Consider the following 26,967-nt stretch of genomic DNA (forward strand, 5'->3'; position numbering starts at 1 on the left):
TACGCTGCGCAGCAATTCACTTCGGACACACCACATGGCAAACGCAGGACGTGCAGGGAAAGCACTGGGGTGGGGCGTGGCACTGCTGCTTGGTGGCGCGGCCCAGGCGGCGGCCCCGGTCCAGACGCCGGTGGCGGTGCAGGTGCCGGTGCAGGCGGCGGGCGAGGTGATCGATCTCGCCCCGGTGATGGTGTCCGGCGCGCAGCCCGGGCCGGGGTTGTGGCAGGTCCGCAACAGCCAGGGTCACACGCTGTGGATCCTCGGCACGGTCTCGCCGCTGCCGGCCAAGCTGGACTGGCGCGCCGACGAGGTGCAGGCGGTGATCGCCAGTGCGCAGGAGGTGCTCGGCCCGCCCGGTTGGACGCTGGATGCCGATGTGGGGTTCTTCCGCGGCCTGACCCTGGTGCCGTCGGCGATGAAGGCCGCGCGTGATCCGCAGGGCCGCACGCTGCGCGAAGTGCTGCCGCCCGATCTGTACGCGCGCTGGGAGGTGCTCAAGCAGCGCCATATCGGCCGCGACAACGGCATCGAGAAGGACCGGCCGCTGGTGGCGGCGACCCAGCTGTATGCAGCCGCGCTGAAGGATGTCGGGCTCGGCCGGTCTTCGCCGGTCTCCCGCATCATCGAGAAGGCCAGCAAGGCCCATGGCCTCAAGCCGGTCTCGACCCAGGTGACGATCAAGATCGCCGACCCGCGGCAGGCACTGAAGGAGGTACGTGGGACCGCGCTGCAGGATGTGGAGTGCTTCCGCCGCACCCTGGATGTGGTCGAACACGGGCTCCCGCTGCTGGCCGAACGGGCCAACGCCTGGTCGGTCGGCGATATCGAGGCGCTGCAGCGGCTGGCGGTGAAAGGCCAGTACCTGGCCTGCGTGGACGCAGTGGCCAACAGCGACTTCGGGCGGCGCCGTGGGCTGACCGACGTAGATGCCCAGGCGCATCGCAAATGGATGAGCATGGTCAGCGACGCGCTGGCACGTAATACGGTCACCTTTGCGACCGTCCCGGTGACCTCCCTGCTTACACCGGGTGGGTATGTCGATCAGCTGCGCGGCCGGGGCCTGGAAGTCCAGGCGCCGGAATGAGCGCCGCTGCGCCGCGCGGTTGATAACGGGGCCCGTGCCACATTCAATGTCTACCCAGTGCGAATACTTCGTGGCATAGTCAGCTTCAGTTCATTCCGGAAATCCTTCATGCCGCTGCATGCGGTCGCTTATGTCAGCGACGCTATCGATGGAATCGAAACGTCTGATATCGATCAGATCCTGCAAGCAGCAATGGGGTTCAACAAAGTAGCAGGCGTCACCGGCGTGCTGATGTTCGACGGGCGACGTTTCCTGCAGTACTTCGAGGGCCCGGAGGACGGCGTGGACTCGGTGTTCCAGCGCGTGTTCAATGCGCGCATCCATACGAACCTGCGCGAGCTGGCGCGCGGTCCGGTCAGCGTCCGCCACTTCCCACGCTGGACGATGGCATCGGCAGCGGTCGAGCCCGACGCACTGGCGCGTATCATCGATGCGCCCTGGCACGGCTTTCAGCCACAGCTTCCGACCGGTGGCGATGTGCCTGCAGGGTTTGGATGTCTGCTTGCTGCCTGGACCGGTGTGTCCGGCGAGTTGGAACCTGCAGCGGTGACGCTGGGTTCGTAACGCAAAACAACGCTGGCCGTAACATAATGATCACGGCTTGGCGCCTATTCTCTTTCTACCAGCTGTGACCAGTCTTGCGGGGTTTGCCCTTGGAGGCTGTCTGAAAGGGTAGTAACCGCAGCTGGACCAATATTCCTTTGGCCGTCGTCCGTACTCTCCGCGGGCGGCGGCTTTGTTCTTTGTGGGGCAGGGGCCGGCGCGTTAGGCTTGCATCACCTGCACCCCCGGCTCCGTATCGCATGACGTATCCCCTGATGAAGCCCCGCCTGATGGCCGGCCCGGTTCCGCGATGCGGAGCCGAGCGATGACGCAGGCCATTTCCGCGGCGGTCGCCCCGTGCATCGGCGTCATCGGGCTCGGCTACGTCGGGCTGCCGTTGACGGTGACCTTCGGCCGGCAGCAGCCCACGGTGGGCTACGACATCGATACTGCGCGGGTTGCCGAACTGCAGCGTGGCGTGGATCACACCCTGGAACTGGACGCCGACGAGCTCGCTGCCGCGGTGCATGCCCGTTACACCGCCGATCCTTCGCAGCTGGCCGGGTGCAACGTCTACATCGTGACCGTGCCCACCCCGATCGATGCGCACGAGCAGCCCGATCTGGGCCCGCTGCGCAGCGCCAGCACGCTGATCGCCGGGCTGCTCAAGCGCGGCGACATCGTGATCTACGAATCCACGGTCTATCCCGGCACCACCGAGGAAGTCTGCGTGCCGCTGCTCGAGGCGGGATCGGGGCTGCGCTTCAACGACGATTTCTACTGCGGTTACAGCCCGGAACGGATCAACCCGGGCGACCGCGAGCGCCGGCTGCCCGACATCCGCAAGATCACCTCCGGCTCGACGCCCGAGGTCGCCGCCGTGGTCGACGCCCTGTACAAGGGCATCATCACCGCGGGCACCTGGCCGGCCCCGTCGATCCGCGTGGCCGAAGCGGCCAAAGTGATCGAGAACATCCAGCGCGACGTCAACATCGCCCTGGTCAACGAGCTGGCCTTGATCTTCGATCGGCTTGGCATCGACACCCAGGACGTGCTGGACGCGGCCGGCAGCAAGTGGAATTTCCTGCCGTTCCGGCCGGGCCTGGTCGGCGGCCACTGCATCGGCGTGGATCCGTATTACCTGCTGCACAAATCCGAGAGCGTGGGGTATCACCCCGATCTGATCCATACCGCGCGCCAGGTCAACAACCGGGTCGGCGAGCACGTCGCACAACGCGTGCTGGCGCTGCTGGCATCGCGCAGCATCGAGGTCGCGCAGGCCCGCGTGCTGGTGCTCGGCGTGACCTTCAAGGAGAACTGCCCGGACCTGCGCAACAGCCGCGCGCTGGAGCTGGCGCAGCGTCTGCAGGCCTGTGGTGCCCGGGTGGATGTGCAGGACCCGTGGGTCGGGCCGGCCGCGCTGGCCGATGCGGGTGTGCGCTGGGTCGAGACCCCGGATGCCGCCGCCTATGACGCCGTCGTGCTGGCGGTGGCGCATGAGCGTTTCCGTGCGCTCGATGTCGCGCAGGTGCGCGCGCTGTTGACGCCGGGCGGTGTGGTGTACGACGTGAAATCCGTATGGCCCCGGGAAGTGGTGGACGACCGCCTGTAGACTCGGGGCAGCTATTGATTGAGGAAAGCCATGCACCGCTATCTCGCGTACCTGCTCGCCATCCTGTTGTTCCCGGTCTGCCTGTGGTTGGCCACGATCTGGCCCGCCTGGTACTGGGGCGTCGGCGTGACGGCGGTGCTGGTCGGGCTGGGCACGTGGGACATGCTGCAGAAGCGCAGCACGCTGCGGCGCAACTATCCGGTGATGGCGCACTTCCGCTACGGGCTGGAATCGATCGGGCCGGAGATCCGCCAGTACTTCGTGCAGAGCGATCTGGAAGACGTGCCGTTCTCGCGCCAGCAGCGCGCGCTGATCTACCAGCGCTCCAAGAATGAGATGGACGTGGTGCCGTTCGGCACGCTGCGCAGCACGTATGCGGTGGACTACGAATGGATCAACCATTCGCTGGCACCCACCGAGATCGCCCACCACGATTTCCGCATCCAGATCGGCCCGAACTGCGCCAAGCCGTATTCGGCCAGTGTGTTCAACATTTCCGCAATGAGCTTCGGCTCGCTGTCGGCCAACGCGATCCGCGCCCTCAATGAAGGCGCGCGCCGCGGCAGTTTCTACCACGACACCGGCGAAGGCTCGATCTCGCCGTATCACCGCGAAATGGGCGGCGATCTGGTCTGGGAAATCGGCTCGGGCTATTTCGGTTGCCGTGACGATGCCGGCGGTTTCAGCGAAGAAAAGTTCGTTGCCAACGCCAACCACGATCAGGTCAAGATGATCGAGATCAAGCTCTCGCAGGGCGCCAAGCCCGGCCATGGCGGCGTGCTGCCGGCGGCCAAGGTCAGCGAAGAGATCTCGATCACCCGGGGCGTGCCGATGGGCGTGGACTGCGTGTCGCCCTCCAAACACAGCGCGTTCAATACGCCGGTGGAGCTGCTGCAGTTCGTCGCGCGGCTGCGCGAGTTGTCCGGCGGCAAGCCGGTCGGCTTCAAGCTGGCCATCGGCCATCCCTGGGAATGGTTCGGCATCGCCAAGGCGATGCAGGAAACCGGATTGCTGCCGGATTTCATCGTCGTCGACGGCGCCGAGGGCGGGACCGGTGCCGCGCCGGCCGAGTTCATCGATCACGTCGGTGTACCGATGCACGAAGCGCTGCTGCTGGTGCACAACACGCTGGTCGGGCTGGACCTGCGCGACCGTATCCGCGTGGGTGCGGCCGGCAAGGTGACCAGTGCGTTCGAGATCGCGCGCACCATCGCGCTGGGTGCGGACTGGTGCAACGCCGGGCGTGGCTTCATGTTCGCGCTGGGCTGCATCCAGTCGTTGAGCTGCCACAGCGACAAGTGCCCCACCGGCATCGCCACGCAGAATCCCAACCGCTGGCGTCACCTGGACGCGGCCGACAAGGCCACGCGCGTGCACAGCTATCACGAGAACACCCTGCGCGCACTGCGCGATCTGCTGTGCGCGGCGGGATTGAACGACCCCGCCGAGCTGGGCCCGGAGCACATCCTGCGGCGCGTCTCGCCGGTGGAGATCCGTTCGCTGGCGTCGCTGTACCGCTATCTGGCGCCCGGTGAACTGCTGCGCAAGGTGCCGGACCACGCGGTCTTCCACGACTACTGGGCCGACGCCCGCAGCGACTCGTTCCAACCTCCGGCGCGCATCCAGGCGCTGCGCACGAGCAAATCGCGATGAGCGGTGCGCGTACCGTGCGCCTGCGCGTGGGCGGTGCCGAGGAAGCGGACCGGCTGTGGGTGCTGCGCACGCGCTGCGTCCGCGAGCTGTGCAGTTCGGCGTATCCGCCGGAGGTGATCGCCCCGTGGTCGGCCTCACCGCCGCCGGAACACTATCGCGCGCTGCTCGCTGCCGGTGGCTGCGTGATCGCCGAAGACACCGATGGCGTGCTGCTGGGTTACGGCGTGATCGATCTGGCCGGCAACGAGATCGACGCGCTGTTCGTCGATCCCGACTGCGGCGGCCGCGGCATCGGTCTGACCTTGATGCAGGCGATGGAGGCGCTGGCCGACCCTGTGCGGCCGCTGGTGCTCTCGGCCTCGCTCAACGCGGTGCCGTTCTATGAACGCTGTGGCTTTGAAGCCCTGCGCGAGGAGAACTACCCGCACCCGAGCGGTGTGGCACTCGCGTCGGTGCGGATGCAGCGCACGCGGTAGTGCCGGCCGTTGGCCGGCACCGTGTGATTCACGCCCGCGCCAGCCACGCCACCACGCCACGCCCGGCGCGCAGCCCGCTGGCGTAGCACGCGGTCAGCAGATAGCCGCCGGTCGGCGCTTCCCAGTCCAGCATCTCGCCCGCACAGAACGTGCCCGGCCGGTCACGCAGCATCAGCTGCGCATCCATCGCTTCCAGGCGCACGCCGCCGGCGGTGCTGATCACTTCATCGATGGGGCGCGGTCGCTGCAGGGCCAGCGGCAGGCGCTTGAGCGCGTGCGCGATCTGCTCCAGCGGCAGCTGCCCGGCCTCGCGGCCCAGTACTTCGAACAGCAGGGCGGATTTGACCCCGGTCAGCCCCAGCTGGCGGCGCAGGACCTCGCCGAAGCTGCGGCCCTGGCGCGGCTTCTGCAGCTTTTCCAGCACCTGCGCTTCGGTCTGGCCCGGCAGCAGATCCAGCTGCAGTTCCACCTGGCCATCGCGGGCCAGGTGATCGCGCAGATCGGCTGAGAGGGCATAGATCAGGCTGCCTTCAATGCCGGTCGTGGTGATCACGCACTCGCCCTGCAGTGAGCGCGGTTCACCCCTCAGGTCCGTCCAGTGCGCCACCACCGGCTTGAGCGGGGCGCCGGCCTGGCGCTCGCTGAAGTAGGGCGTCCAGCCGATGTCGAACCCGCAGTTGGCGGGCTGCAGTGGGGCAATGTCGATGCCGGTGGCGGCCATCGGCGCGACCCAGGCGCCATCCGAGCCGAGTTCCGGCCAGCTGCCGCCGCCGAGCGCGAACACCACCGCGTCGGCGGTCACCGTCGTTTCGCCATCGGGCGTCTGCAAGCGCAGCGCACCCGCGTCATCCCAGCCGGTCCAGCGATGCTGCACGTGGAAGCGCACGCCCTGTTCCTTCAGCCGACGTACCCAGCCGCGCAGCAGCGGCGCGGCCTTGCGGTCGACCGGGAACACACGGCCGGAACTGCCCACGTAGGTTTCCACGCCGAACTCCAGCGCCCAGGCACGCAGCGCCTGCGCATCGAAATCGGCCAGCCAGCCGCCCACCGCTTCCGCGCGCTCGCGGTAGCGCGAGACGAACACGTCAGGCGCGTCGGAGTGGGTCAGGTTGAGGCCGCCCTTGCCGGCAATCAGGAACTTGCGGCCGGGCGAGCCCTTGGCTTCGTACAGATCCACGGCGTGGCCGACAGCGCGAACGGTTTCCGCCGCCATCAGGCCGGCGGGGCCGCCGCCGATGATCGCGACCCGGCGTGGGGTGGTCAGGGCAATGCTCATGCAGGCAGGATCAACGCGGCTTGACGTCGAGCAGTTCGACATCGAACACCAGCGAGGCGTTCGGTGCGATCGGGCCGGCGCCACGTGCGCCATAGCCGTACTCGGCGGGAATCATCAGCGTGCGCTTGCCGCCCACCTTCATGCCGGCGAAGCCTTCGTCCCAGCCCTTGATGACCTGGCCCTGGCCGAGGTCGAAGCTGAAGGGCTCGCCGCGGTCCACCGAGCTGTCGAACTTGTTGCCGTGCTTGTCGGCGGTGCGCTCGTCGTAGATCCAGCCCGTGTAGTGCACGGTCACCTTGCTGCCCGGCGTGGCCTCGGCACCGGTGCCCGGCTGGGTATCGATCTTCTCGAACTGTGCGATGCTGCCACCGGGCGGCGGGCCGGGCGGGGTGCAGGCGGCCAGCAGCGACAGCATCAGGGGGGCGAGCAGGTAACGCGGCAGACGGCGCATGGGCGGGCTCCGGATCCAAAAAACGGGGACGCAAGGGTAGCGCATCGCCGGGCGCTATCATGGGCGCATGTCGAAACTGCTGCTCAACCTGCGCAATGTCGCGGACGATGAAATCCAGGATGTCACCGCCCTGCTGGACAAGGCGGGCATCGCCCATTACCGCACCGAGCCCAGCCCCTGGGGCATCTCCTTTGGCGGGATCTGGGTCCGTGACAACGAGGATCACCCGCGGGCCAAGGCCTTGATGGCCGACTACCAGCAGCTACGCGGCGAGCGCGTGCGTGGTGAGCGTGAGGCCGCGCTGCGCGAGGGCACCGCCGAGACCTTCGGCAGCCTGATCCGCCGCCGCCCGGTGTTCGTGGTCATGGTGCTGGTCGGGATGGCCGTCGCCGCCGCCCTGGTGCTGCTGCCGTTCGTGCTGCTGCGCGGCTGATTCCCGGGCGGGTCAGGCGTAGCGCCGGCCCAGCGGCTAAAATGGGCGGATGATTGCCAATACCGCCGCCTACCACTTCACCCCCGTCGCCGACCCGGACGCGCTGTGCGCGACCCTGCTGGAGCGGGCAACCGCCGCGCAGCTGCGCGGTACGATCCTGGTAGCGGGCGAGGGCATCAACCTGTTCCTCGCCGGCGCCGAGGCGCAGATCGACGGCTTCTACGCCGCCCTGCGCGCGGATGCGCGGTTTGCCGGGCTGCGCGTGAAGACCAGCTACAGCCGCATGCAGCCGTTCGCCCGGCTCAAGGCCAAGGTGAAGCCGGAGATCATCAGTTTCCGCATCGACGATGGCCAGCCGCTGGCCTACCCGCGCGCGCCCTCGATCGACCCGGCCACCGTGCAGCGCTGGCTGCGCCAAGGGCACGATGACGCGGGCAAGCCGGTGGTGATGCTGGATACGCGCAATACCCAGGAGATCGAGTACGGCACCTTCCAGGACGCGCTGGTGCTGCCGATCACCAAGTTCACCGACCTGCCCGAGGCCCTGGCCCCCCACCGCGAAGCGCTCAAGGACAGCACCGTGGTCAGCTTCTGCACCGGCGGCATCCGCTGTGAGAAGGCCGCGCTGTGGATGCGCAACGACGGCATGGACAACGTCCTGCAGCTGGATGGCGGCATCCTGGGCTACTTCGAGGCCGTGGGCGGCGAGGGCTATGACGGCCGCTGCTTCGTGTTCGACGAGCGGGTGGCGCTGGATGCGGCCCTGCAGCCGCTGGTGGACCAGGACGCAGACGCCGCCTGAGCGCCTTCACGGCGTTGATTGTCCTGAATCGTCGCGAGACGGAAATCAGCGTCTTGCCATCCACGCCTTGTTGGCGGTGGCAAACCGGCCGGACAGCCCCATCTCAGTGAGATATCTCCTGGTTGGAACGAGCATTCATGATGCAGCTGTCGATTCTTGATCTGGCGCCGGTCTGCGAAGGCAGCGACACCACGCAGGCCTTCGCCAACATGCTGGACCTGGCCCAGCACGCCGAAGGCTGGGGTTTCCACCGTTACTGGCTGGCCGAGCACCACAACATGCCCGGCATCGCCAGCGCCGCCACCGCGGTGCTGATCGGCCATGTGGCCGGGGGTACCCAGCGCATCCGCGTCGGTGCCGGCGGCATCATGCTGCCCAATCACTCGCCGCTGCAGGTAGCCGAACAGTTCGGGACGCTGGCCTCGCTGTACCCGGACCGCATCGATCTCGGCCTGGGCCGCGCGCCCGGCACCGATCAGCCGACCGCCCGTGCACTGCGTCGCTACTTCGACAGTGCCGACCAGTTCCCGCAGGACGTGCGCGAGCTGCTGCATTACTTCGAACCGGCCCAGAAGGGCCAGGCCGTGCGTGCGGTACCCGGCGCGGGCATTCCGGTGCCGGTGTGGCTGCTGGGCTCGAGTCTGTTCAGTGCGCGGCTGTCGGCGGCGATGGGCCTGCCGTTCGCGTTCGCCTCGCACTTCGCGCCGGACGCGATGGATGAAGCGCTGGCGGTCTACCGTCGCGAATTCCGCGCCTCGCAGTATCTGCAGGCACCGTACGCGGTGCTGGGCCTGAACGTGGTCGCCAGCGAGTCCGAAGCCGAAGCCAAGCGCTTGTTCACCACCCAGCAGCAGAGCTTCGTCAATCTGCGCCGTGGCCTGCCGGGGCTGATTCCGCCGCCGATCGACGACATCGAAGCATTCTGGCAGCCACACGAAAAGGCGGGCGTGCAGAACGCGCTGGCCTGCGCGGTGGTCGGCGATGTGAAGCAGGTGCAGGAAGGGCTGGCCGCGTTCGTGGCGCGGCACAAGCCTGACGAAGTGCTGGTCACTGCCAACATCTACGACCATGCCGCGCGCAAGCGTTCGTTCGGCCTGGCGATGCAGGCATGGCGCGCACTGCAGGTGTAATGCCCACGGCGCATGCGAAGAAGGTGTGACCGCGCGGTTCACGTCGCCGTAGCCGCCGATCGGCTGTGATGGTGGCTCCCCTTGCAGGAGTCACCCCATGGCCGAACACGATCGCCAGCAGCACATCAAACAACTGGCCGAACTGATCCGCGACGTCGATATCGCGATGTTCACCACGGTCGGCGCGGACGGGCGCTTGTTCAGTCGTCCGCTGGGCACGCAGGAAGTCGAGTTCGATGGCGACCTCTGGTTCGCCACGGAAGCCGACAGCCCCAAGGTCGCGGAAATCGCCGCCAACCCGCGCGTCAACGTCGCCTATGCCTCTCCGTCGGGCAACACCTATGTCTCGGTCTCGGGCACGGCCCGCGTGGTCAATGACCGCGCCAAGATCGAGCAGCTGTGGTCGCCGGCAATGAAGATCTTCTTCCCGGGCGGCAAGGACGACCCGAACCTGCGCCTGATCCACGTCAGCGCCGAATCGGCCGAGTACTGGGATGGCCCGGGTGGCCTGCTCGGCAAGGCGCTGTATTTCGTGCTGTCGGCGGTTACCGATGATCCGGGCGCGATGTCCGACACCGGCACCGTGGATCTCAAGCCCGGCGCGTAACCGGGCTCACAGGGCCGGCCCTGCGCTGGCCATTGTGGTGCTGAAGCCGGCCGCGGGGTCGGCTTTTTTCGTGGCGCGTCGCGTGAAGGGGGGCCGGCCTCAGCCGAACCAGCGCTGGAACAGGTCCACCGTATATCCCACCAGCTGCCCCGAGCTGAAGCCGAAGAACAGCACGGCTGCCACTGCGCCGATCCAGTTGAGCAGCATCAGCACGCCATCACGCTCCAGCAGTGCCAGGGCGAACAGCAGCAGCTGGAAGCCGAACAGGTAATTGGTCAGCGGGATCGGCAGCGACAGCAGCAGGCCGATCAGGATCAGCAGCAGGCCGCTGAAGGCATGCGCCGGCAGCGGCACCAGCAGCCCCGGCAGACGCGGCTTGAGCAGCCGGTCCAGGCGGCGCAGCGGGCCGTTGATCCGCTCCAGGAAGCGATGCATGGTGCCGCGCTTGGGCCCGCGGTTGCGGATGAAGCCCGGCAGCCAGGGCCGGCGCATGCCGCACAGCATCTGCGCGCCGATCAGGATCACCAGCGGCCCACTGACCGCCCCGCCGATCCCCGGAATCGGAATGAACGCCGGCAGGATCGCCACGAACAGGAACACGCCGAACGCGCTCTGCTGCAGGTCCTGCAGGATCTGGCCCAGCAGCAGCCGTTCCTCCGGGTCACCGTGGTCGAACATCGCCAGCAGGGTACGGATACCCTCGTTGCGGTACTGCGGCCGCGTCGGGTCCGGCGGTGTCGGCTCAGCCGGTGATGTCATCGGTTTCGTCTTCGCTCAGGGTGCGCAGCAGCAGCTTGTCGACACGGGCACCGTCGAGATCGACGATCTCGATGCGCCAGCCGGCCCAATCGAAGTACTCGCCCGCATGCGGGATGCGGCCGAAATAGTGGATGCACATGCCGGCCAGCGTGTAGTAATCGCCATCGTCGGCATCGGGCAGCTCGGCGTTGCCCATCAGTTCGCGCAGGTCCTCGATCGACAGCGAGCCATCGACCAGGAACGAGCCGTCCTCACGGGTCACCACCAGTGCGTCCTCGTCCACGTTCTCCACCGACTGCAGGCGGCCGACCACCGCGCCCATCAGGTCGCTGATGGTGACCAGGCCCTGGATCTCGCCGTACTCGTCCACCACCAGCGCCATCGACTGCTGTTCCTCGCGGAAGATCTCCAGCAGCTTCATCGCGTGGGTGGATTCGGAGACGTACAGCGGCTCGCGCAGGTTCTGGAACAGCGAATGGTCATCGCGCACCAGGCGGGTCACCAGGCTTTTGACCTCCAGCACGCCCACAATGTCCTGGTCGTTGCCGCGGAATACCGGGTAACGCGAGAATTCGTTCTCGCGCATGGTCGCGATGTTCTTCTCCGGTTCGGCCAGCGTATCCAGCCAGGCGATCCGGTTGCGCGGGGTCATCAGGCTGTCGGCGGTGCGGTCGCCCAGGCGCATGACGCGGTTCATCATGTCGCGTTCGTGGGCGTCGATCACGCCGGCTTCGTGGCTCTCGGCCACCAGCATGCGGATTTCCTCTTCGGTCACCGACGCCGATTCGTCCTTGCCCAGCCCCAGCACGCGCAGCACCAGGCGGGTGGAGTGGGACAGCAGCCAGACGCCGGGGGCGGCGATCCTGGCCAGCCAGCTCATCGGCAACGCGACCAGGCCGGCGATGTCCTCCGAACGGGTCAGCGCCAGCCGCTTGGGCACCAGTTCGCCGAAGATCAGCGTCAGGAAGGTGATCAGGGCCACGGCCAGGGTCTTGCCGACCACGCCGGCGTAAGCAAACGCCGGGAACATGCCCTGCAGCCACTCGGCGATGGTCAGGCCGATGGCCTCACCGCCGAACAGGCCGGTCAGGATACCGATCAGGGTGATCCCGATCTGGACGGTGGACAGGAAGTTCTCGGGCTTCTCGGACAGGGCCAGGGCGCGCTCGGCGCGCTTGCTGGAGCCGGCCATCTGCTTGAGGCGGCTCTTGCGCGAGGTCATGACCGACATCTCGGACATGGCGAAGAAGCCGTTGAGCAGGATCAGGGCGAGGACAACAATCAGTTCAAACACGGGCGTCATCCCCGGTTGGTGGCAGGGAGGGCGTGTTCAAGCGATGTCGGCTACCGGAGGGCGCGTAAGCGCGGCGGTGCGGCGGGGGGTAAGGGTCGTCGTCCATAGAGTGCACCCGAAGGTGCCCGCGCATCTTAACAAAAGGCCGGGGCAGGGATGCAATCAGGGTCGTTCAGGCAGGGCCGCGGGAGCGTGAAGATGACGGGGAGTACCCGGATTGGACATCAAACCGTCATAATTCCGCCCGGTGCCGTCCTTCCTCGACGGCGAATAGGTTTCTCAATGTTCTCTCTGCAGACCATTTTTGGCTCCGGCAAACAGTTCTACACCCTGCTGGACGAGGCTGCCCAGGCCGCCCAGGACAGTTCCAAGGCGCTGCACGCGATGCTGCGCGAAGCGGACCGCCAGCCGGCGCTGGACGCCTTCAAGCTGGCCCGCCTGCGCGAGCGCGCGGCCTCCGACAAGATCAGCCAGGCGCTGGTCGACAGCTTCATGACCCCGATCGAGCGCGAAGACATCGAAGCGCTGGGCTCGGCGCTGTACAAGATTCCCAAGCAGATCGAGAAGTTCGCCGATCGCTATTCGCTGGCCACCCAGCACCTGGAACACATCGATTTCGCCCCGCGTGCGGCGATGCTGGAGCAGGCCGCCAGCGTAGTGGTGGAGATGGTGGGCGACCTGCGCCACATGAACCTGGACCGGATGACCGCGCTCAACGAAAAGCTGCGCTCGCTGGAAAACGAAGCCGACCGGCTGATGCTCGAGCTGTACCGCGACATCTATTCCGGCCGCCTGGACAGCCTGCAGATGTTCCTGCTCAAGGAATTCTTCGAGATCCTGGAAAAGGCCATCGATCGTTGCCGCGAGGCCGGCGTGGTCGCGTACCAGATCGTCTTGAAGAACAGCTGACGGACACCACAGCATGCTGACCCTTGTTCTGGTGGTGATCCTGGCCGCGCTCGTCTTCGAGTTCATCAACGGCTTCCACGACACCGCCAACTCCATCGCCACCGTGGTGGCGACCAAAGTGCTCTCGCCCGGCTGGGCGGTGATGCTCGCCGCGTTCATGAACCTCATCGGCGCGCTCACCGGCACCGCCGTCGCGCTGACCATCGCCTCGGGCCTGCTCAACACCAACGTGGTCGATGTGACCCCGCAGGTGATCCTGTGCGCGCTGCTGGGCGGCATCATCTGGAACCTGATCACGTGGTGGAAGGGACTGCCGTCCTCCTCCTCGCACGCCCTGATCGGCGGCCTGTGCGGCGCCGGCCTGGCCGCGGCCCACAACAACTGGGACGCGCTGATCTGGTCCGAGCGGATCGGCACCTGGGCCCAGAACAAGGGTCTGCTGTGGAAGGTGTTCCTGCCGATGATCACCTCGCCGATCGCCGGCTTCCTGCTCGGCATCGCGGTGATGCTGCTGCTGTGGGGCTTGATCGCCGGCATGGCGAAGATCGGTGGTTTCCTGGGCCGTCTGGCCCGCCCGCGCATCGTCAATGCGTTCTTCGGCAAGGCCCAGATCGTCTCGGCGGCCTACATGGGCTTCGCCCACGGCCACAACGATGCACAGAAGACCATGGGCATCATCGCCATGACCCTGATCGGTGCCGAGGCGACCGGTGCGCTGAACGACCTGCCGTCCTGGCTGGCCTTCATGCACCCGGACGCGACCGCCGGTGACGGCATCGCGATGTGGATCGTGCTGACCTGCGCCGTGGTGATGGCTGCCGGTACCGCCTCGGGTGGCTGGAAGATCATCAAGACCCTGGGCCACAAGATGGTCAAGCTGCATCCGATCCACGGCTTCGCCGCGGAGACCAGCTCGGCCACCATCCTGACCGTGGCCGCGCACTTCGGCATGCCGGTCTCGACCACGCACAGCATCTCCACCGCAATCATGGGCGTGGGCTTCGCCAAGAACCCGCGTTCGCTGCGCTTCGGCGTGATCGAGCGGATCGTGTGGGCCTGGATCCTGACGATCCCGGCCGCCGGCGGCTGTGCGTACCTGATCCTGCGTCTGTTCGAAATGTTCGGCTGGGCCTGATCGGTCCACCCGCTGGAACAACGAAAAGCCCGCCGCCAGGCGGGCTTTTTCGTGGGAGTGGGCGTGCCGGGCAGGGCGGGGCGAGGTCGCTACCCGCAGGGTGGCGCCGCGCCGGTGCTATCGCGGCGCCGGGTCGGCCTGATCCTGCCACTCCCGTGCCAGCAGGCCGTAGACGGCTGAATCGGAGATCTCGCCGGCGACCCGCCAGCGCTCCCGCAGCAGCCCCTCGCGCTGGAAGCCGAGCCGCTCCAGCACCTTGGCCGAGGGCACGTTGCGCGGGTCGATTTCCGCCTCCAGCCGACGCAGGCGCAGTGCATCGAACAGGTAGGCCGCGAACCGTGACAGCGCCTCGTGCATGTAGCCCTTGCCCTGTGCCGACGCGGCCAGGTGATACCCGATCTCCGCGCGCCTGGAGGTCTCGTCGATCGCGAACACCACCACGATGCCCAGCAGCGGCCCGTCCACGTGCTCACGGATCGCCAGTTTCAGCTGCGTGCCTGCATCCAGTGCGGCGAGGTCGTCGAGGATCTGCACGTAGGCCTGCTTGAGGTCGGTCCACGCGGGATGGTTCCAATAGCGCATGCCGGCATGGTCGGACTGGATCGCGAACAATGCCTGCGCGTCCGTGGCGCGGATCGGTGTCAGCACCAGGCGCGCACTGTCCAGTTGCAGGGTGGGATCGAACGGCATGGGGGTTCCTGCGAATGCGGTGACGCCACGGTAATCCTTCCCGCTGCATGCATCCATGCCCGGTGGCACAGGCAAGAAAAAACCCGCCGGGAGGCGGGTTCTTTCGGTGTCACATCAGGCGGATCAGACTTCCAGCGAGGCCAGATCGCCCTTCTTTTCCAGCCAGCCCTTGCGGTCGCTGGCGCGCTTCTTGGCCAGCAGCATGTCCATCAGCGAATGGGTCTGCTCACCATCGTCGATGGTCAGCTGCACCAGGCGGCGGGTATCGGGATGGATGGTGGACTCGCGCAGCTGCTGCGGGTTCATTTCACCCAAGCCCTTGAAGCGGGTCACGCTGATCTGGCCCTTGATCTTCTCGCGCTCGATCTTGTCCAGCATCGTGCGCTTCTCTTCCTCGTCCAGGGCGTAGAACACCTGCTTGCCCACGTCGACACGGAACAGCGGCGGCATCGCCACGAATACGTGGCCGGCATCGACCAGCGCCGGGAAGTGCTTGAGGAACAGCGCGGTCAGCAGGGTCGCGATGTGCAGGCCGTCCGAGTCGGCGTCGGCCAGGATGACGACCTTGCCGTAGCGCAGGCCGGCGATGTCTTCCTTGCCCGGATCGCAGCCGATCGCGATAGCCAGGTTGTGCACTTCCTCGGAGGCCAGCACGCTGCCCGAGGACACTTCCCAGGTGTTGAGGATCTTGCCGCGCAGCGGCAGGATCGCCTGGAAGTCCTTGTCACGCGCCTGCTTGGCACTGCCGCCGGCGGAGTCGCCTTCGACCAGGAACAGCTCGGTCCGCGACAGGTCCTGGCTGATGCAGTCGGCCAGCTTGCCGGGCAGGGCGGGGCCCTGGGTGACTTTCTTGCGGGTCACCAGCTTTTCGGTCTTCAGGCGCGCACTCGCGCGCTCGATGGCCAGCTGCGCGATCTGCTCGCCCAATGCGACGTTCTGGTTGAGCAGCAGGCTGAAGGCATCGTGCGCGGCGCCTTCGACGAACCCGGCGGCCTGGCGCGAGGACAGGCGTTCCTTGGTCTGGCCGCTGAACTGCGGGTCGGTCATCTTCAGCGACAGCACGAACGACACGCGGTCCCAGACATCTTCCGGGGCCAGCTTGACGCCACGCGGCAGCAGGTTGCGGAAGTCGCAGAACTCGCGCAGCGCCTCGGTCAGGCCGGTACGCAGGCCGTTGGCGTGGGTGCCGTGCTGGGCGGTCGGGATCAGGTTGACGTAGCTTTCCTGGACCAGCTCGCCCTCGGGAATCCAGGCCAGGGCCCAGTCCACGATTTCGTTTTCTTTCTTCAGGTGGCCCACGAACAGGTCGGCCGGCAGCATCTCTCGCTCGCCGAGCTCGGCCTTGAGGTAATCGCTCAGGCCATCTTCGTAGTACCAGGTGTCCTGCTCGCCGGTGGCTTCATCGTGAAGCTTCACGGTCAGGCCCGGGCACAGCACGGCCTTGGCGCGCAGCAGGTGGCGCAGCCCACGCAGGTTGTACTTGGGCGTATCGAAATACTTCGGGTCGGCCCAGAAGCGCACACGGGTACCGGTGTTCTTCTTGCCGACGCTGCCGACCACTTCCAGCGGGGTGGCGCGGTCGCCCTTGCGGAAGGTGATGCGGTGTTCACTGCCGTCGCGCTTGATATGCACTTCGACGAGGGTGGACAACGCGTTGACCACGCTGACGCCAACGCCATGCAGGCCGCCGGAGAAGGTGTAGTTCTTGTTGTTGAACTTGCCGCCCGCATGCAGGCGGGTCAGGATCAGTTCGACGCCGGGGATCTTCTCCTCGGGGTGGATGTCCACGGGCATGCCGCGGCCGTCATCGCTGACTTCGCAGCTGCCGTCCTTGAACAGCGTGACTTCGACCGTGTGGGCATGTCCGGCCAAGGCTTCGTCGACGGCATTGTCGATGACTTCCTGCGCCAGATGGTTCGGGCGCGCGGTGTCGGTGTACATGCCGGGGCGGCGCTTGACCGGGTCCAGGCCGGACAGGACTTCAATATCGGCGGCGTTATAGCGGGCGTTCATCTGTCTTCATAAAGCGCAATGCGACGGCGAAGTTTGCGGTCTGGACGGGTTTTTTGCACGCCACACGTTCAGGGGGCGGCCGACCGGGGCGCGATAGACTGTGCTGGATGGGAAACCGGACCCTCCGGCGCCCCATTCCATGCCATACCGCGAGGAGCACCCCATGAAGAAGTTGCTGACCATCGTTGCCATCGCCGCCGCCGTGGTGGCCGTGCCCATGGCACTGGCCCAGAACGCCGGACAGGGCCAGCCCACGCCGCAGCAGGGCGAACAGGCCGACAAGGCGCAGGCCGAGGCGGACGCCAAGGCCAAGCGCCGTGCCGCCGCCACGGCCGAAATGAAGGCCAGGGGCGAGCAGGCCCCGCAGAAGGAAGAGGAAGAAGAAGCGCGGAAGAAGCGCTGATTCCTGTTGTCTGATTACCGACGCCCCGGCCTGGCCGGGGCGTTTTTTATGTGAAGACCGTCATCCGCCCCTTGGGCTGGAGGCCGTCAATCTGTAAACTATGGCTTTCCGGGAGTAGTGCGTGTCATCCATCAGCGAATGGACTGGCCTGATCGTGCGCGATCGCCAGCAGGGTAGGCAGGAGGTGACGGTCCAGACAGCGGCCGGCACGGCTGACCCGACGTCGCTGACCCACTCCCGCACCGCATCCCCCCTGATCCCGGCCCAGGCGCGTGAATCTTCCGCTGCCGCCCGGCTCATCCCGATTTCCCCCTTCACGTCGTCCGTCGCCCTGCGCGCCGGCGCCGTTTCCCCCTTCCTGACAGGACACCCCCAGCCATGACTCCCTTGATCTTCGTAACCGGCGGCGTAGTGTCCTCGCTCGGCAAAGGTATTGCCGCCGCGTCGCTTGCCGCCATCCTCGAGGCCCGCGGCCTGCGGGTGACGATGATGAAGCTCGATCCGTACATCAACGTCGACCCGGGCACCATGAGCCCGTTCCAGCACGGTGAGGTCTACGTCACCGACGACGGCGCCGAGACCGATCTGGACCTGGGCCATTACGAGCGCTTCGTGCGCACCCGCCTGAGCCGCAAGAATTCGGTCACCACCGGTCGCATCTACGAGAACGTGATCCGCAAGGAGCGCCGCGGCGACTACCTCGGCGCAACCGTGCAGGTGATCCCGCACATCACCGATGAGATCCGCCGCTGCATGGACGAGGCCACCGAAGGCTTCGACGTGGCGCTGGTGGAGATCGGCGGCACCGTGGGCGACATCGAGTCGCTGCCGTTCCTGGAGGCGATCCGCCAGGTGCGCACCGAGCGCGGCCCGGAGAAGGCGCTGTTCATGCACCTGACCTTGGTGCCGTACATTGCCGCCGCCGGCGAGCTGAAGACCAAGCCGACCCAGCACTCGGTCAAGGAACTGCGCTCGATCGGCATCCAGCCGGACGTGCTGCTGTGCCGTTCCGAGCAGGTCGTGCCGGATTCGGAGCGCCGCAAGATCGCCCAGTTCACCAACGTCTCCGAGCGCGCCGTGATCAGCGTGCCGGACGTGGACGTGCTGTACCGCATTCCGATGGGCCTGCACGCACAGGGTCTGGACGAGATCGTGGTCAACCAGCTCAAGCTCGGCGACAAGGCCGGCCCGGTCGATCTGGCCGAGTGGGAAGCCGCGGTGGATGCCACCCTGCACCCGCTGGACGAGGTCACCATCGCGGTGGTCGGCAAGTATGTCGATCACCAGGACGCCTACAAGTCGGTCGGTGAAGCGCTCAAGCATGGCGGCCTGCGCCAGCGCACCAAGGTCAACCTGAAGTGGCTCGAAGCGCAGGAGCTGGAAGACAGCGATCTGGCCGCGCTCAAGGATGTCGACGGCATCCTGGTGCCGGGCGGCTTCGGCGACCGTGGCTTCGAAGGCAAGGTGCTGACCTCGCAGTTCGCCCGTGAGCAGCACGTACCGTACTTCGGCATCTGCTACGGCATGCAGGCTGCGGTGGTCGATTTCGCCCGCCATGTGGCCGGCCTGGAAGGCGCCAACAGCACCGAGAACGACCGCCAGTCGCCGAACCCGGTGATCGGCCTGATCACCGAGTGGCGCACCGCCACCGGCGATGTCGAGAAGCGTGACGACAAGAGCGATCTGGGCGGCACCATGCGCCTGGGCCTGCAGGAGCAGCGCCTGAAGCCGGGCACGCTGGCCCGCGAGCTGTACGGCAAGGACGTGGTGTCCGAGCGTCATCGCCACCGTTACGAGTTCAACAACCGTTACCGCACCCAGCTGGAAGATGCGGGCCTGGTGATCGCCGGCAAGTCGATGGACGACACCCTGGTGGAAGTCATCGAACTGCCGCGCGACCAGCACCCGTGGTTCCTGGCCTGCCAGGCGCACCCGGAGTTCCTGTCCACCCCGCGCGAAGGCCACCCGCTGTTCATCGGCTTCATCCGTGCCGCGCGCGAGCGCAAGGCCGGTGGCAAGCTGGCGCAGGACGCCGCCGCCTGATCGGCACGCCGCACTTGCAGCGGGGGCCGCGTGCCCCCATTGCAGAGCGCTAATCACCCACGGCGGCTGGCCTGGCCAGTGTCCGCCGGACAACAAGGAAACGCCATGAAACTGTGTGGATTCGACGTCGGGCTGGACCAGCCCCTGTTCCTGATCGCCGGCCCGTGTGTGATCGAGTCGATGCAGCTGCAGCTGGACGTGGCTGGCAAGTTGAAGGAAATCACCGATCGCCTCGGCATCAACTTCATCTTCAAGTCGAGCTTCGACAAGGCCAACCGTACCTCGGGCACTGCCTTCCGCGGCCCCGGCATGGAAGAGGGCCTGAAGGTCCTGGCTGAAGTGAAGAAGCAGATCGGCGTGCCGGTGCTGACCGACGTGCACGAATACACCCCGATGGACGAAGTGGCCTCGGTGGTGGACGTGCTGCAGACCCCGGCGTTCCTGGTGCGTCAGACCGATTTCATCACCAAGGTCTGCGCGACCGGCAAGCCGGTCAACATCAAGAAGGGCCAGTTCCTGTCGCCGTGGGACATGAAGCCGGTCGTGGAGAAGGCCAAGGCCACCGGCAACCAGGACATCATGGTCTGCGAGCGCGGTGCCAGCTTCGGCTACAACAACCTGGTCAGCGACATGCGTTCGCTGTCGGTGATGCGCGATACCGGGTGCCCGGTCGTGTTCGATGCCACCCACTCGGTGCAGCTGCCGGGCGGGCAGGGCAACAGCTCCGGCGGCCAGCGCGAGTTCGTGCCGGTGCTGGCGCGCGCGGCAGTGGCGGTCGGCGTCTCGGGCCTGTTCGCCGAGACCCATCCGGATCCGTCCAAGGCGCTGTCCGATGGCCCCAACGCGTGGCCGCTGGACCGCATGGAAGAACTGCTCGAAACGCTGATGGAACTCGACGCGGTCACCAAGAAGCACGGGTTCTCGCGCTTCGCATGATGGCCGACGTACCGGCGTCACCCGCGGTGCGCCGCGGCTGGCGCGGCTGGGCCTGGGGCTGGATCGCGCTGGGTGCGGCGATCACCGCCTGGGGCGGCGTGTTCGTGCTGGTGCTGCTGGTGTTCGCCAGCGTCGGCTCGCCCGGCGATGGTGACAACGCGCTGCGCTCGGTGCGCCCGCTGCTGTTGGTGACGCTGTCGTTGACCGGCACCGTGGCGCTGGTCTGTGTCACCGCCAGCGTGCTCGCGTTCCGGCTGCGCCGGCAGGCGGCCGGTGGCGGTGCCGCGCTGGCGCTGCTGGCCGTGCTGATGCTGGTGCTGTTGATCCCGTCGCTGGTCTCGCGCCACGCCAGCGTGGCCGGGGTGCTGCCCGCCGCTACGCCGATTTGGCAAGTGGCGGGTGTGCAGGGATAATCACGCGGCATGTTTTTTTTGGCGCTGCGTTGGCGGCGCCTCCCCCTCTCTGACTGGTAACCGGCCCGCTATGACCACGATCCGCAGCATCCACGCCCGTGAAATCCTCGACAGCCGTGGCAACCCCACGCTGGAAGCCGAAGTCATCCTCGAGGACGGCTCGTTCGGTCGTGCCGCGGTGCCGTCGGGCGCCTCGACCGGCACCAAGGAAGCCGTGGAACTGCGTGACGGCGACAAGACCCGTTACCTGGGCAAGGGCGTGCGCAACGCCGTGTCCAACGTCAACACCACGATCGCCACGGCGCTGAAGGGCTTCGATGCCGCCGACCAGGAAGGCCTGGACCGCCGCCTGATCGATCTGGACGGCACCGAGAACAAGGGCCGCCTGGGTGCGAACGCGCTGCTGGGGGTTTCGCTGGCCAATGCCCATGCCGTGGCCGCCTCGAAGAAGCAGGCGCTGTGGCAGCACCTGGCCAACGGCCGCGACGTGACCCTGCCGGTGCCGATGATGAACATCATCAATGGCGGCGCGCATGCCGACAACAACGTCGATTTCCAGGAATTCATGGTGCTGCCGGTCGGCTTCACCTCGTTCTCCGAGTCGCTGCGTGCCGGTACCGAAATCTTCCATTCGCTCAAGTCGGTGCTCAAGGGCCATGGCCTGAGCACCGCAGTGGGCGACGAAGGCGGTTTCGCACCGGACTTCCGCAGCAACGTCGAAGCGCTGGACACCATCCTGGAAGCCATCGGCAAGGCCGGCTACACCGCCGGTGAAGACGTCCTGCTGGGCCTGGACGTGGCCTCCAGCGAGTTCTACGAGAACGGCAAGTACAACCTGGTCGGCGAGAACAAGCGCCTGACCTCCGAGCAGTTCGTCGATTTCCTGGCCGACTGGGCCGCGCAGTACCCGATCGTGACCATCGAAGACGGCCTGGCCGAGAACGACTGGGCCGGCTGGAAGCTGCTGACCGACCGCATCGGCAACAAGGTGCAGCTGGTCGGCGACGATCTGTTCGTCACCAACCCGAAGATCTTCAAGGAAGGCATCGAGTCCGGTACCGCCAACGCGATCCTGATCAAGGTCAACCAGATCGGCACCCTGACTGAAACGCTGGAAGCGATCGCCATGGCGCACGCGGCCAACTACGCCTCGATCGTCTCGCACCGTTCGGGTGAAACCGAAGACACCACCATCGCCGATATCGCCGTGGCCACCACTGCCACCCAGATCAAGACCGGCTCGCTGTGCCGCAGTGATCGCGTGGCCAAGTACAACCAGCTGCTGCGTATCGAGGAAGCCCTCGGTGCCGGCGCGCGTTACGCCGGTCGTGACGCGTTCGTGTCGCTGAAGCGCTGATCCCATGCGCAACTGGCGCTGGCTGCTGCTGGTGCTCGCGCTGCTGCTGGGATGGCTGCAGTACCGCTTCTGGTTTGGGCCGGGCAACTCGGGCGAGGTGATGATGCTCGAGGCCCAAGTGGAGAACCAGAAGCGGGACAACGCCGGCCTGCAGCAGCGCAATGACGCGCTCGCTGCCGAGGTCAAGGACCTCAAGGAAGGCGAGGCGGCCATCGAAGAACGCGCGCGCAGCGAGCTGGGCATGATCAAGCCCGGCGAAAAGTTCTACCGCGTGGTCGAAGACGCGCCGGTGCCGCCGCCGCGTGCGCCGACGGCTGTGTCCGATCCGGACGCACCGCACCAGGACGTGCCCTGATGGCCGGCATCTGGGCGGTGGTTCCCGCCGCTGGCCGTGGCACCCGCTTCGGCGGGCCCACGCCCAAGCAGTATCTGCTGGCCGGCGACCGCGTCCTGCTGGCCCATACCCTCGAGGCCTTGCTCTCGCACCCGGTCGTGGCCGGGGTGATGGTGGTGGTCGCCGAGGATGACGCCGACTGGCCGGGCTGGCAGTCACTGGCGGACAAACCCATTCTGACCTGCATCGGTGGGGCGACCCGCGCCGGTTCGGTGCTGGCCGGCCTGCATGCCTTGCCCGATGACGTGCGCGCCGATGATTTCGTGCTGGTGCACGACGCAGCACGCCCCAACCTGGCCGCGGCCGATCTCGGTCGCCTGCTGGAAGTCGGCCGTGCCGACCCGGTCGGGGCGATCCTGGCCGCACCGGTGCGCGATACGCTCAAGCGCGCCGGCGATGATGGCGGCATCGATGCCACCGAACCGCGCGAGCGCCTGTGGCGTGCGCTGACCCCGCAGCTGTTCCGCCGCCACCAGTTGGCGCGCGCGCTGCAGGAGGCGGCCGACGCCGGCGTGGAGGTCACCGACGAGGCCATGGCCATGGAGCGCCAAGGGCTGCGCCCGCTGCTGGTGGAAGGCAGCGAAGACAACTTCAAGGTCACCACCCCGGCTGATCTGTCCCGTTTCGAATTCGTGTTGTCGCGTCGCGAACCCTGACGTCCGCACGCGCCACACCCAACCGCAGGTTCCCGCAATGACCACGCCACAGTTTCCTCCCTTCCGCATCGGACAGGGCTACGACGTCCATGCCTTCGGCGAGGGCGACCACATCATGCTCGGCGGGATCCGCGTCGCGCACAGCTGTGGCGTGCTCGCGCACAGCGACGGCGATGTGATCCTGCATGCGCTGTGCGATGCGATGCTGGGTGCGCTGGCGCTGGGCGACATCGGTGTGCATTTCCCGCCGACCGACATGCGCTGGAAAGGCGCGGACAGCGCGCACCTGCTCGCGCACTGCAACGGGCTGCTGCGTGAGCGCGGCTGGCAGGTCGGCAACACCGACATCACCGTGATCTGCGAGCGGCCCAAGGTCGGCCCGCATGCGTTGGCCATGCGCGAGCGCATCGCCGCCGTGCTGGGGATCGCGCTGGACTGCGTGAGCGTCAAGGCGACCACGTCGGAGAAACTGGGCTTCACCGGCCGCAGTGAGGGCATTGCTGCCCAGGCCAGCGTGCTGTTGGTGGCGCTGTGATCCCGTTGCCGCTGGCGTTCGGTGCGCCGCTGCTCACCGCGAAGATCCGCACCACGCCCGAGGATTTCCAGGTCGACGAACTGCCGGCCTTCGAGCCGAGCGGCGAGGGCGAACACCTGCTGCTGACCATCCGCAAGCGCGGCGCCAATACCGTGCATGTCGCCAAGGTACTGGCCAAGTGGGCCGGGCTGCCTGACATGGCGGTCAGCTACGCCGGGATGAAGGACCGTCATGCGGTCACCACCCAGCGCTTCAGCGTGCACCTGCCCAAGCGCGTGGCACCGGACCCGGCACTGCTGGCTTCGGACGAGATCGAGGTGGTCGAGTCGACCTGGCACAACCGGAAATTGCAGCGCGGTGCCCTGGCCGGCAACCGATTCAAGCTGGTCCTGCGCGATGTGCAGGGCGATGCCGCGGCCATCGAAGAACGCCTGTCGCATATCGCCTCGCGTGGCCTGCCGAACTGGTTCGGGGAGCAGCGCTTCGGTCGTGACGGTGGCAATGTGCCGGCGGCGCTGGCCATGTTCGGCGGGCGCCGCATGCGCCCGGACCAGCGCTCGCTGCTGCTCTCGGCCGCACGCTCGGCGCTGTTCAACCAGGTCCTGGCGGCGCGCGTGGAGCAGGGCAACTGGGACACGCCGCTGGACGGCGAGGTCTGGATGCTCGATGGCAGCCGCAGTGTGTTCGGCCCGGAGCCGTGGACCGATCTGCTGGCTGATCGACTTGCCCGCTTCGACATCCATCCCAGCGGCCCGTTGTGGGGCGAGGGCGAGCTGCGCAGCACCGGTGCCGCCGCCGAACTGGAACGGGGCGCGGTCGCCGATGCGCAATCGCTCGCGCTGCGTGCCGGGCTGGAAAGCGCCCGCCTGAAGCAGGAGCGCCGCGCGCTGCGCCTGCGCCCGGCGATGCTGCAGCACCAGTGGCTGGCGGCGGACGTGCTGGAATTGAGCTTCGCGCTGCCGCCGGGTTGCTATGCCACCGCAGTGCTGCACGAACTCGGCCCGGTGGAAGACGCCAGCCAGTCCGATACCTGAGCCACGTAGAGCCGACCGTTGGTCGGCTGCCTAGCTCAGCCGACCAACGGTCGGCTCTACCCCGTGCATCTGCGGCAGGGTGCTCAGCCGACCAACGGTCGGCTCTACCCCGTCGTGTGGGGCGGGGGGATTCCGGGGGGCGGCGTTACCGGTTGCTCAGCAGTACCAGCACCGCGCCGGTGCCGCCCTGGCCGGCGGGCGCGGAATGAAATGCCAGCACGTCGTTGCGCAGCCTCAGCAGCCGATCGACCAGATTCTTCAGCACCGGTGCGCCGCCATCGGATTGCAGTCCCTTGCCATGGATGATGCGCACGCAGCCGTACTCATGCGCGTGGGCCTCCACCAGGAACTGCCGCACCAGCGTCTCGGCCTGGGCCACCGTCGCACCATGCAGGTCCAGTTCGTCCTGCACCGAATACTGCCCACGCTTGAGCCGCTGGAACATCCGCGGCGGCAGGTTCTCGCGCCGGTAGCTGGCGGTATCGCCGGCCTCCAGCGGGCTGCTGTCGCGCAGCAGCCGGGCGAATTCCCCGCGGGCCTCCTGTTCATCCTGCTCGGCCATCCGCGCGCGCGGTTTCGGCCGCGGCGTGGCTGGCGGCGCAGTCACCACCTTGCGCAGCGGTTTGACCTCGCCGATGGCGGCCCGGAACAGGGCTGCGGGATCTTCGTCTTCAGGATGTGACATGCGTACAGCCTAATGGGCGGACGAGGCGATGCCTACCGTTATCGGGGTAGGACGATCTGTCCGCTTGCGGCACAATAGCTGACGCACTTGCGCGGTCGTCCCGCTCCGGAAGGGGCAGGGCCACCGCCGCCAACAGTGGGAAGTGATGGAATCGAAGTCTTGAAAAATCAAGCGGTTAAATCGCAGATGCGGATTCTGGTCAGCAACGACGATGGTGTCGATGCGCCGGGCATCAAGATGCTCGCCACGGTATTGCGTGACGCCGGTCATGAAGTGACCGTGGTCGCCCCCGATCGTGATCGCTCCGGCGCCAGCAATTCGCTGACCCTGGACCTGCCGATCCGCATGAAGCGCATCGACCACTACACCTGCTCGGTGGCCGGCACGCCGACCGACTGCGTGCATCTGGCCCTGACCGGCATGCTCGAGTACGAGCCGGACATGGTGGTATCGGGCATCAACAATGCCGCCAACCTCGGCGATGACGTGATCTACTCCGGCACCGTCTCGGCGGCGATGGAAGGGCGCTTCCTGGGCCTGCCCGCGGTGGCGATGTCGCTGGTCACGCACAACCACGAACCGCGCAACTTTGAAACGGCGGCCCGCGCCGCGGTCGAGATCGTGACCCGGCTCAAGGCCGACCCGCTGCCGGCCGACACCATCCTCAACGTCAACGTGCCGGACCTGCCGTGGAGCGAGGTCCGGGGCTTTGAAGTCACCCGGCTGGGCAACCGCCACCGTGCCGAAGGCTGCATCGCCCAGCGCGACCCGCGCGGCAATGAAGTGTTCTGGATCGGGCCGGCCGGACGTGAGCAGGATTCCGGCCCCGGCACGGATTTCCACGCGGTCCGCAACGGCTACATCTCGATCACGCCGATCCAGGTCGACCTCACCCGTTACCAGGCATTGGAAAAGGTGGCCAGCTGGGTGGCCGGGCTCACCGACGCGCTGGACCAGCCTTCATGAGCCCGCGCCTGCGCCTGCAGCCCGAAGCGGTCGGTATCGGCATGACCTCGCAGCGGGTCCGCGACCGTTTGGTCGATCGCCTGCGCGACGCCGGCATCACCGACGAAGCCACCCTCAATGCGATCCGCGTGGTGCCGCGCCACCTGTTCATCGATGAAGCACTGGCCTCGCGTGCCTATGAAGACACCGCGCTGCCGATCGGGCACGGCCAGACCATTTCGCAACCCTGGGTGGTGGCGCGCATGACCGAAGCGGTGCTGCAGTCCGCGCCGAAGACGGTGCTGGAAGTGGGCACCGGCTCGGGCTACCAGGCCGCCGTGCTGGGCGCGATCGGGCTGGAGGTGTACACGGTCGAGCGCATCGGTGATCTGCTGCGCCAGGCGCGCAAGCGTTTCCGTGCGCTGGGCATGAACATCCGCAGCAAGCATGACGACGGCCGTGTCGGTTGGGTTGAGCACGGCCCTTACGATGCGATCGTTGTGACGGCGGCGGCACCGGCGCTGGTCGATGCGCTGGTCGAGCAGCTGGCCGTGGGCGGCCGCCTGGTCGCGCCGGTCGGTGGCCCGGGCGCGCAGTCGCTGATCCAGTTGACCCGTCGCGATGACGGCAGTGTCGAACAGCAGGTACTGGCACCGGTCACGTTCGTCCCGTTGCTGTCTGGCATGCTGGACTGATTCC

Annotated in this window: 30 protein-coding genes; 23 read left to right on the forward strand and 7 right to left on the reverse strand. The window is 67.0% G+C overall.

The window, feature by feature from the left end; genetic code table 11:
* Positions 1 to 34: 34 nt before the first annotated feature.
* The 5 genes from ACTT2I_RS05580 to ACTT2I_RS05600 all read left to right on the forward strand — a co-directional run bounded on the left by ACTT2I_RS05580 (position 35) and on the right by ACTT2I_RS05600 (position 5,368).
* A complete protein-coding gene (locus ACTT2I_RS05580; protein WP_421099589.1) occupies positions 35 to 1,084 on the forward strand; it encodes a TraB/GumN family protein in 1,050 nt (349 codons plus the stop codon).
* 108 nt (positions 1,085 to 1,192) lie between these two features.
* Positions 1,193 to 1,648: a BLUF domain-containing protein gene (locus ACTT2I_RS05585; RefSeq protein ID WP_421099588.1), complete on the forward strand. Its 456-nt coding sequence runs from the start codon at positions 1,193 to 1,195 to the stop codon at positions 1,646 to 1,648.
* Between the two features lie 304 nt (positions 1,649 to 1,952).
* Complete coding sequence (locus tag ACTT2I_RS05590; protein ID WP_421099587.1) at positions 1,953 to 3,239, forward strand: nucleotide sugar dehydrogenase; 1,287 nt, start codon at positions 1,953 to 1,955, stop codon at positions 3,237 to 3,239.
* Positions 3,240 to 3,269: 30 nt separating this feature from the next.
* Positions 3,270 to 4,892, forward strand: coding sequence for an FMN-binding glutamate synthase family protein (locus tag ACTT2I_RS05595; protein ID WP_421099586.1), 1,623 nt, complete (start codon positions 3,270 to 3,272; stop codon positions 4,890 to 4,892).
* 14 nt (positions 4,893 to 4,906) lie between these two features.
* The gene (locus ACTT2I_RS05600) at positions 4,907 to 5,368 is read left to right on the forward strand and encodes a GNAT family N-acetyltransferase (RefSeq protein WP_421099752.1); all 462 of its coding nucleotides are present in this window, start codon (positions 4,907 to 4,909) and stop codon (positions 5,366 to 5,368) included.
* A gap of 28 nt (positions 5,369 to 5,396) precedes the next feature.
* On the opposite strand, the gene ACTT2I_RS05605 is transcribed toward ACTT2I_RS05600, so the two are convergent.
* Both ACTT2I_RS05605 and ACTT2I_RS05610 read right to left on the reverse strand, forming a co-directional pair.
* Positions 5,397 to 6,644 carry a TIGR03862 family flavoprotein gene (locus ACTT2I_RS05605; RefSeq protein WP_421099585.1) on the reverse strand — a complete coding sequence of 416 codons (1,248 nt, stop codon included), beginning with the start codon at positions 6,642 to 6,644 and terminating at the stop codon, positions 5,397 to 5,399.
* Positions 6,645 to 6,654: 10 nt separating this feature from the next.
* Positions 6,655 to 7,095, reverse strand: a complete 441-nt coding sequence (locus ACTT2I_RS05610) for an FKBP-type peptidyl-prolyl cis-trans isomerase (protein WP_088433194.1) — start codon at positions 7,093 to 7,095, stop codon at positions 6,655 to 6,657.
* Positions 7,096 to 7,162: 67 nt separating this feature from the next.
* Here ACTT2I_RS05610 and ACTT2I_RS05615 point away from each other — a divergent pair, with 67 nt between their 5' ends.
* The 4 genes from ACTT2I_RS05615 (at position 7,163) to ACTT2I_RS05630 (ending at position 10,067) form a co-directional block, all read left to right on the forward strand.
* A complete protein-coding gene (locus ACTT2I_RS05615) occupies positions 7,163 to 7,528 on the forward strand; it encodes a DUF6164 family protein (protein ID WP_088433193.1) in 366 nt (121 codons plus the stop codon).
* A 49-nt stretch (positions 7,529 to 7,577) separates the two neighbouring features.
* Complete coding sequence (locus ACTT2I_RS05620; RefSeq protein ID WP_421099584.1) at positions 7,578 to 8,330, forward strand: sulfurtransferase; 753 nt, start codon at positions 7,578 to 7,580, stop codon at positions 8,328 to 8,330.
* A 137-nt stretch (positions 8,331 to 8,467) separates the two neighbouring features.
* The gene (locus ACTT2I_RS05625; RefSeq protein ID WP_088433191.1) at positions 8,468 to 9,460 is read left to right on the forward strand and encodes an LLM class flavin-dependent oxidoreductase; all 993 of its coding nucleotides are present in this window, start codon (positions 8,468 to 8,470) and stop codon (positions 9,458 to 9,460) included.
* Positions 9,461 to 9,557: 97 nt separating this feature from the next.
* A complete protein-coding gene (locus ACTT2I_RS05630; protein WP_088433190.1) occupies positions 9,558 to 10,067 on the forward strand; it encodes a pyridoxamine 5'-phosphate oxidase family protein in 510 nt (169 codons plus the stop codon).
* Between the two features lie 99 nt (positions 10,068 to 10,166).
* On the opposite strand, the gene ACTT2I_RS05635 is transcribed toward ACTT2I_RS05630, so the two are convergent.
* Both ACTT2I_RS05635 and ACTT2I_RS05640 read right to left on the reverse strand, forming a co-directional pair.
* Positions 10,167 to 10,826, reverse strand: a complete 660-nt coding sequence (locus ACTT2I_RS05635) for an exopolysaccharide biosynthesis protein (protein ID WP_088433189.1) — start codon at positions 10,824 to 10,826, stop codon at positions 10,167 to 10,169.
* Positions 10,810 to 12,120: a hemolysin family protein gene (locus tag ACTT2I_RS05640; protein ID WP_088433245.1), complete on the reverse strand. Its 1,311-nt coding sequence runs from the start codon at positions 12,118 to 12,120 to the stop codon at positions 10,810 to 10,812. The genes ACTT2I_RS05635 and ACTT2I_RS05640 overlap by 17 nt, the downstream gene beginning before the upstream one ends.
* A 282-nt stretch (positions 12,121 to 12,402) precedes the next feature.
* Here ACTT2I_RS05640 and ACTT2I_RS05645 point away from each other — a divergent pair, with 282 nt between their 5' ends.
* The gene (locus ACTT2I_RS05645; RefSeq protein ID WP_088433188.1) at positions 12,403 to 13,029 is read left to right on the forward strand and encodes a DUF47 domain-containing protein; all 627 of its coding nucleotides are present in this window, start codon (positions 12,403 to 12,405) and stop codon (positions 13,027 to 13,029) included.
* Between the two features lie 13 nt (positions 13,030 to 13,042).
* Entirely contained in the window at positions 13,043 to 14,164 is a 1,122-nt protein-coding gene (locus tag ACTT2I_RS05650; protein WP_088433187.1) for an inorganic phosphate transporter, read from the forward strand.
* Between the two features lie 117 nt (positions 14,165 to 14,281).
* On the opposite strand, the gene ACTT2I_RS05655 is transcribed toward ACTT2I_RS05650, so the two are convergent.
* Entirely contained in the window at positions 14,282 to 14,854 is a 573-nt protein-coding gene (locus tag ACTT2I_RS05655) for a GNAT family N-acetyltransferase (RefSeq protein WP_421099583.1), read from the reverse strand.
* 123 nt (positions 14,855 to 14,977) lie between these two features.
* Positions 14,978 to 16,867 carry a DNA topoisomerase IV subunit B gene (parE, locus tag ACTT2I_RS05660; RefSeq protein WP_421099582.1) on the reverse strand — a complete coding sequence of 630 codons (1,890 nt, stop codon included), beginning with the start codon at positions 16,865 to 16,867 and terminating at the stop codon, positions 14,978 to 14,980.
* 163 nt (positions 16,868 to 17,030) lie between these two features.
* On the opposite strand from parE, the gene ACTT2I_RS05665 reads away from it, so the two are divergent.
* The 10 genes from ACTT2I_RS05665 (at position 17,031) to truD (ending at position 24,638) form a co-directional block, all read left to right on the forward strand.
* Complete coding sequence (locus ACTT2I_RS05665) at positions 17,031 to 17,270, forward strand: hypothetical protein (protein ID WP_176989627.1); 240 nt, start codon at positions 17,031 to 17,033, stop codon at positions 17,268 to 17,270.
* A 121-nt stretch (positions 17,271 to 17,391) separates the two neighbouring features.
* Positions 17,392 to 17,652 (forward strand): hypothetical protein, encoded by a 261-nt coding sequence (locus tag ACTT2I_RS05670; RefSeq protein ID WP_088433183.1) that lies wholly within the window; start codon positions 17,392 to 17,394, stop codon positions 17,650 to 17,652.
* Positions 17,649 to 19,313, forward strand: coding sequence for a CTP synthase (locus ACTT2I_RS05675; protein WP_088433182.1), 1,665 nt, complete (start codon positions 17,649 to 17,651; stop codon positions 19,311 to 19,313). Before ACTT2I_RS05670 ends, ACTT2I_RS05675 begins: the two co-directional genes overlap by 4 nt.
* A gap of 105 nt (positions 19,314 to 19,418) precedes the next feature.
* Positions 19,419 to 20,249, forward strand: a complete 831-nt coding sequence (gene kdsA, locus ACTT2I_RS05680) for a 3-deoxy-8-phosphooctulonate synthase (RefSeq protein WP_088433181.1) — start codon at positions 19,419 to 19,421, stop codon at positions 20,247 to 20,249.
* Positions 20,246 to 20,662 (forward strand): hypothetical protein, encoded by a 417-nt coding sequence (locus ACTT2I_RS05685; RefSeq protein ID WP_253247674.1) that lies wholly within the window; start codon positions 20,246 to 20,248, stop codon positions 20,660 to 20,662. The genes kdsA and ACTT2I_RS05685 overlap by 4 nt, the downstream gene beginning before the upstream one ends.
* Positions 20,663 to 20,732: 70 nt before the next feature.
* The gene (gene eno / locus ACTT2I_RS05690; RefSeq protein WP_121041757.1) at positions 20,733 to 22,019 is read left to right on the forward strand and encodes a phosphopyruvate hydratase; all 1,287 of its coding nucleotides are present in this window, start codon (positions 20,733 to 20,735) and stop codon (positions 22,017 to 22,019) included.
* A 4-nt stretch (positions 22,020 to 22,023) separates the two neighbouring features.
* Entirely contained in the window at positions 22,024 to 22,374 is a 351-nt protein-coding gene (gene ftsB / locus ACTT2I_RS05695) for a cell division protein FtsB (protein ID WP_088433178.1), read from the forward strand.
* Positions 22,371 to 23,069, forward strand: a complete 699-nt coding sequence (gene ispD / locus ACTT2I_RS05700; RefSeq protein ID WP_088433177.1) for a 2-C-methyl-D-erythritol 4-phosphate cytidylyltransferase — start codon at positions 22,371 to 22,373, stop codon at positions 23,067 to 23,069. Before ftsB ends, ispD begins: the two co-directional genes overlap by 4 nt.
* Before the next feature lie 37 nt (positions 23,070 to 23,106).
* Entirely contained in the window at positions 23,107 to 23,604 is a 498-nt protein-coding gene (gene ispF / locus ACTT2I_RS05705) for a 2-C-methyl-D-erythritol 2,4-cyclodiphosphate synthase (protein ID WP_088433176.1), read from the forward strand.
* On the forward strand, positions 23,601 to 24,638 hold the full coding sequence (gene truD / locus ACTT2I_RS05710; protein ID WP_088433175.1) for a tRNA pseudouridine(13) synthase TruD: 1,038 nt from the start codon (positions 23,601 to 23,603) through the stop codon (positions 24,636 to 24,638). Before ispF ends, truD begins: the two co-directional genes overlap by 4 nt.
* Positions 24,639 to 24,783: 145 nt before the next feature.
* On the opposite strand, the gene ACTT2I_RS05715 is transcribed toward truD, so the two are convergent.
* Positions 24,784 to 25,323 carry a Smr/MutS family protein gene (locus tag ACTT2I_RS05715; protein WP_088432263.1) on the reverse strand — a complete coding sequence of 180 codons (540 nt, stop codon included), beginning with the start codon at positions 25,321 to 25,323 and terminating at the stop codon, positions 24,784 to 24,786.
* Positions 25,324 to 25,509: 186 nt separating this feature from the next.
* On the opposite strand from ACTT2I_RS05715, the gene surE reads away from it, so the two are divergent.
* Together surE and ACTT2I_RS05725 are read left to right on the forward strand one after the other, a co-directional pair.
* Positions 25,510 to 26,289 (forward strand): 5'/3'-nucleotidase SurE, encoded by a 780-nt coding sequence (gene surE / locus ACTT2I_RS05720; protein ID WP_088432262.1) that lies wholly within the window; start codon positions 25,510 to 25,512, stop codon positions 26,287 to 26,289.
* Positions 26,286 to 26,963: a protein-L-isoaspartate(D-aspartate) O-methyltransferase gene (locus ACTT2I_RS05725; RefSeq protein ID WP_293979434.1), complete on the forward strand. Its 678-nt coding sequence runs from the start codon at positions 26,286 to 26,288 to the stop codon at positions 26,961 to 26,963. Before surE ends, ACTT2I_RS05725 begins: the two co-directional genes overlap by 4 nt.
* Positions 26,964 to 26,967 lie beyond the last annotated feature (4 nt).

This window comes from Stenotrophomonas sp. PUT21 (assembly GCF_052232875.1).
Taxonomy (GTDB): Bacteria; Pseudomonadota; Gammaproteobacteria; order Xanthomonadales; family Xanthomonadaceae; genus Stenotrophomonas; species Stenotrophomonas maltophilia_N.